The organism is Vibrio sp. 10N.222.48.A3, from assembly GCF_041475345.1.
GTDB lineage: Bacteria > Pseudomonadota > Gammaproteobacteria > Enterobacterales > Vibrionaceae > Vibrio > Vibrio tasmaniensis_A.
In genome coordinates this window covers 1-3,273 of sequence record NZ_JBFRVX010000481.1, presented here as the reverse complement: position 1 = coordinate 3,273, position 3,273 = coordinate 1, and the positions used below count along the sequence as shown (strand labels likewise).

4 protein-coding genes are annotated in these 3,273 nt (G+C 49.8%); all 4 read right to left on the bottom strand.

Annotated features, from left to right (window positions below; translation table 11 throughout):
* The coding region (locus AB4653_RS14270; RefSeq protein ID WP_372104517.1) for a TraU family protein at positions 1-684 on the bottom strand (684 nt) is incomplete at its 3' end.
* The gene (traW, locus tag AB4653_RS14265) at positions 681-1,403 is read right to left on the bottom strand and encodes a type-F conjugative transfer system protein TraW (protein ID WP_102258057.1); all 723 of its coding nucleotides are present in this window, start codon (positions 1,401-1,403) and stop codon (positions 681-683) included. The genes AB4653_RS14270 and traW, both read right to left, overlap by 4 nt.
* 4 nt (positions 1,404-1,407) lie before the next feature.
* Positions 1,408-1,755 carry a TrbI F-type domain-containing protein gene (locus AB4653_RS14260; RefSeq protein ID WP_016800271.1) on the bottom strand — a complete coding sequence of 116 codons (348 nt, stop codon included), beginning with the start codon at positions 1,753-1,755 and terminating at the stop codon, positions 1,408-1,410.
* Positions 1,752-3,273: type IV secretion system protein TraC (gene traC / locus AB4653_RS14255; protein ID WP_372104514.1), on the bottom strand; the 1,522-nt coding region annotated here is incomplete at its 5' end. The genes AB4653_RS14260 and traC, both read right to left, overlap by 4 nt.

The following is a 3,273-nucleotide window of genomic DNA, read 5'->3' as shown; positions in this document are numbered from 1 at the left end:
GCCTTGTGAGCCTAAACACCAAAAAAGCGCATCAAAAGGCAAAACGCGCCCGGTGGTGGTCGCCATGGCTTCGGTGATGCAAGAGAGCTGCGTGATGGGGTGGCCAAACAAAATGGCTTCGGGGTTAAGAATGAACGACATCTCATCATCATCCCAAAACGGGTCAAGCTCGGTGAGGTAGGCCACATCGAAATTATCCGTGGCCATGCAGGCGGCCGACTGCATCAGTTGTAGCCAGTAAATCACCGGATATTTGTACCAATGCACGTGATAAAAAGCATTGCCGCTGGTTTTGCTGCTTGAGTCGTGCTGCGAGCCTCCTATTTGTTGGCTATTGTCATTACTCAACTGCATCCCCATGTTGACCATGCAATAAGGGACTCGCGTCACGTCCACCAAGGAATACGGCTCCCAATACCCAATGTTTAAGCCAATTTGCATAAAAATGGGCGGGGGTTTAGGACAATAGGAGATCGGCATGCTTGGGTTGGCGGTGTCAGGGTATGTCGAGCTAATGAGAGGCACACTGCCCAGTGTCATAGGAAATAGGCAGTCCCAACAAATATCAGACAATGGATTTAAGAAATGCCCCGTACAAGCGGCGGATTGAGCTTGGGTTTGCCAAGGAAATAGGAACAAACCAAGCAGTAATAACCCATGGGATCTCAAGGTCTTTCTCCTTATTTTGTGTTCGTCGCACTCTTGTTTATGGTGGTGAACGGCGTCACATCGATCTCTGTGATCTTCCACCGCGCTCCGTCTTGTTCAATCAGAGCGGGAATGTGTGAGAGTTGAAATTGACGGCTGTAGTGACCTTGTTGGTCAAAATAAATTCGGGCGTCAAACTCCGTGGCGACGTTTTCTGGACTGCCGTTGGTGAGGGTCCATTTTATCGGCTTATCTGCGCGGTATTGTTTAGCCCAAGCGCGCTGGCTTGGGTCGTCACCATCAAGAAAGACAATCACATACGAGTAATCTAATGATTGTTTGGGAATGTCGACTGGCCAAGTGTCGGTATCAAAAGGGTTGATGACGAGGCCTTTAGCATAAAGGAGGTTACCTTGTGCATCTTTGATATCGGTGGCCAGCTTTAATGATGGGTCGATGTAAAAGGTGTTGGGCGCGGTGGTGGCGGTCAACCCTTTAACGGGAGGGGGTCTTCGCACGTTATTTTCTACGTTCTCCACAAACTGCTGTTGCATCTTTGCGGTTTCTCCCGTGGCTTCTAAGTGTGTCAATCTGCTGTTAATCCATTGCAACATGTCTACCTCTGCAATAGGGAAAAGTTCGCCTTGACGCCCAAATTGTTGACTAAGAGCGGTGGGGGCGATGGCAAGTAAAGTGAGACCGAGCACCTTTGAGAGTGCTGTTGGTTTGATGAATGAATGCCCGTGAACAATCATAAGATCATGACTCCTTTTTAAGCGCCTCAATAACGTAATGTTGGATCTCGGTGGTTCTATCCGGTGCGCCGCTGATGAGCGCGCCTGGCACGATAATCACGAGATGGTGCGCTTGCGCGTATTCTTTCAAGAGCCGCCTGAGTTCCGTATCAAAGGTCGCCAATTGCGCGCTGTGCTCCTGATCGCTGAGGTTGGCTTCAATGAGTTGGTCTTGATATTGCGCTAACGTTTGTTCGATATCGAAGACCACGATTTGAGGGGCGGTGTTGAGCTTGACGGCCATCAGCGTGAACATCATCAACACTATGGCAAACAGGGCACCGACAAGACGTGTGTGACGGATGGATTTCATTTGGCCTCCTTACCATAGATGAGGGTGTTGAAGATCTCAATTTCTGGTCCGTAAAAATGCTCTGCGGTTTGATTGACCGCATCCATGAGTGGGACGCCTTGGTTCATCAAGGTTTCACAGTACTCAAACTCATGCGGCTCTGTCGAAAGGCACGCACGAGTAAAAGGATCGGCAAACAAGCGATGAAAGGTCGTTACATCACCGGTTTTTAGCATGACAGAGCTGTAACCGGCGATGGAGGACTTTTCAAAACTCTTGATGACAAATTGCTCATAGGGTGAAAAGTGTGAAGGATTGTCTTTGATGAATTTCGCCAATCCACTGCCTTGACGCAGAGTGATGTGAATGTCGGAGTTATTGAACGCAGCGAGCGCTTCAGGTGTGCTGTAAAAATCCTCAATCCCTTGCGTCACGGTGCAAAACGAACCCCCAAATTTTCGGGCGGTGCGATAACCGGTATTGATGAATTCTTGTGCCTGTGCATTAGAGCCAGCCATCAGAGACCACGCCTCTTCAATGATGCACATCTTCGGCGTTGAACGGGAGCCTGAAAGGTACATCTGCTGAGTGATGCTCGACATCAGCGCAAAAATCACCGGTCGCATGATGTCCGAGGGAAATCCGTCGAGTTCAATGGTGGTAAAGTGGACATTGGGATCCAGCATGGACGGTTTATTGAAGGTGTCACCGTAGATCCCCTCTGAGCGGTATTTATTCAGTTGCATGGCGATATCAGAAAGGCGGCGATCACCGCCTTGTTTTTCGGCCGCCGCAAACAGCGCTTCTTGCACATGGTCAACCAACGTCTCGCTTTTGTGTGCCTGCCAAGCCGCAATGATGCAATCACCGAGGACCGATTTTTCAAAATCTCCCATTTCGTGTGTGGGGCAGGCCATGGTCGCAAAGAGTCCGGTGATGGTGTGCAGCGTTTCCTTGAGAGGGTTGACCTGTTCGCCTTTTTCATCGGTATAGTCATCCCCCATGGCAATGCGTTCCAGGTGAGTGAATGGATTGAGGTAAATCTTCTCAGCCGTCATGTAGCGGCCGCCAAGCATCAAGGTGAGCTTTTTAAAGCTCTTTCCTTTATCTAACGCCCAGATTTTACCGTTCATGGCAAAGAGGGTTTCGGCGAGCTTTTGCACAAAGAAGGATTTTCCTGCCCCGGAGCCTCCGGTCAGGGCGATGTTGTAGTTATCTGAGCCACAATTAAACGGATTAAACCAAAAGGCTTGTTGGCGCATGGTGGGAAGCATCATGCCGCCACTGAAATTCTTTACGTCCATCACAAGAGGCAAGAGGTTGGCCACATTGCCGGTTTTTACGGTTTGAATGCGTCCAGCACGGTCGCAATCGGCCCAAAACCCATCGGTCATCATGAACGGTAAGGTCGTCATGAGCGCTTGGCTTTGCAGCATCGAGACGGTTTGTAAATCAATCCCGCCAGAGCGAAAGGCGTTAATGGCCGTAGTGCGATGCAGTCGCTCGGATTTTTTGTTGGTAAATAACGTCAGCGTCAGG

What these genes read in the sequence shown, in the direction of transcription:
- traW (WP_102258057.1), bottom strand. Translation starts at nt 1,403, where the DNA reads ATGATTGTTCACGGGCATTCATTCATCAAACCAACAGCACTCTCAAAG.
- AB4653_RS14260 (WP_016800271.1), bottom strand. Translation starts at nt 1,755, where the DNA reads ATGAAATCCATCCGTCACACACGTCTTGTCGGTGCCCTGTTTGCCATA.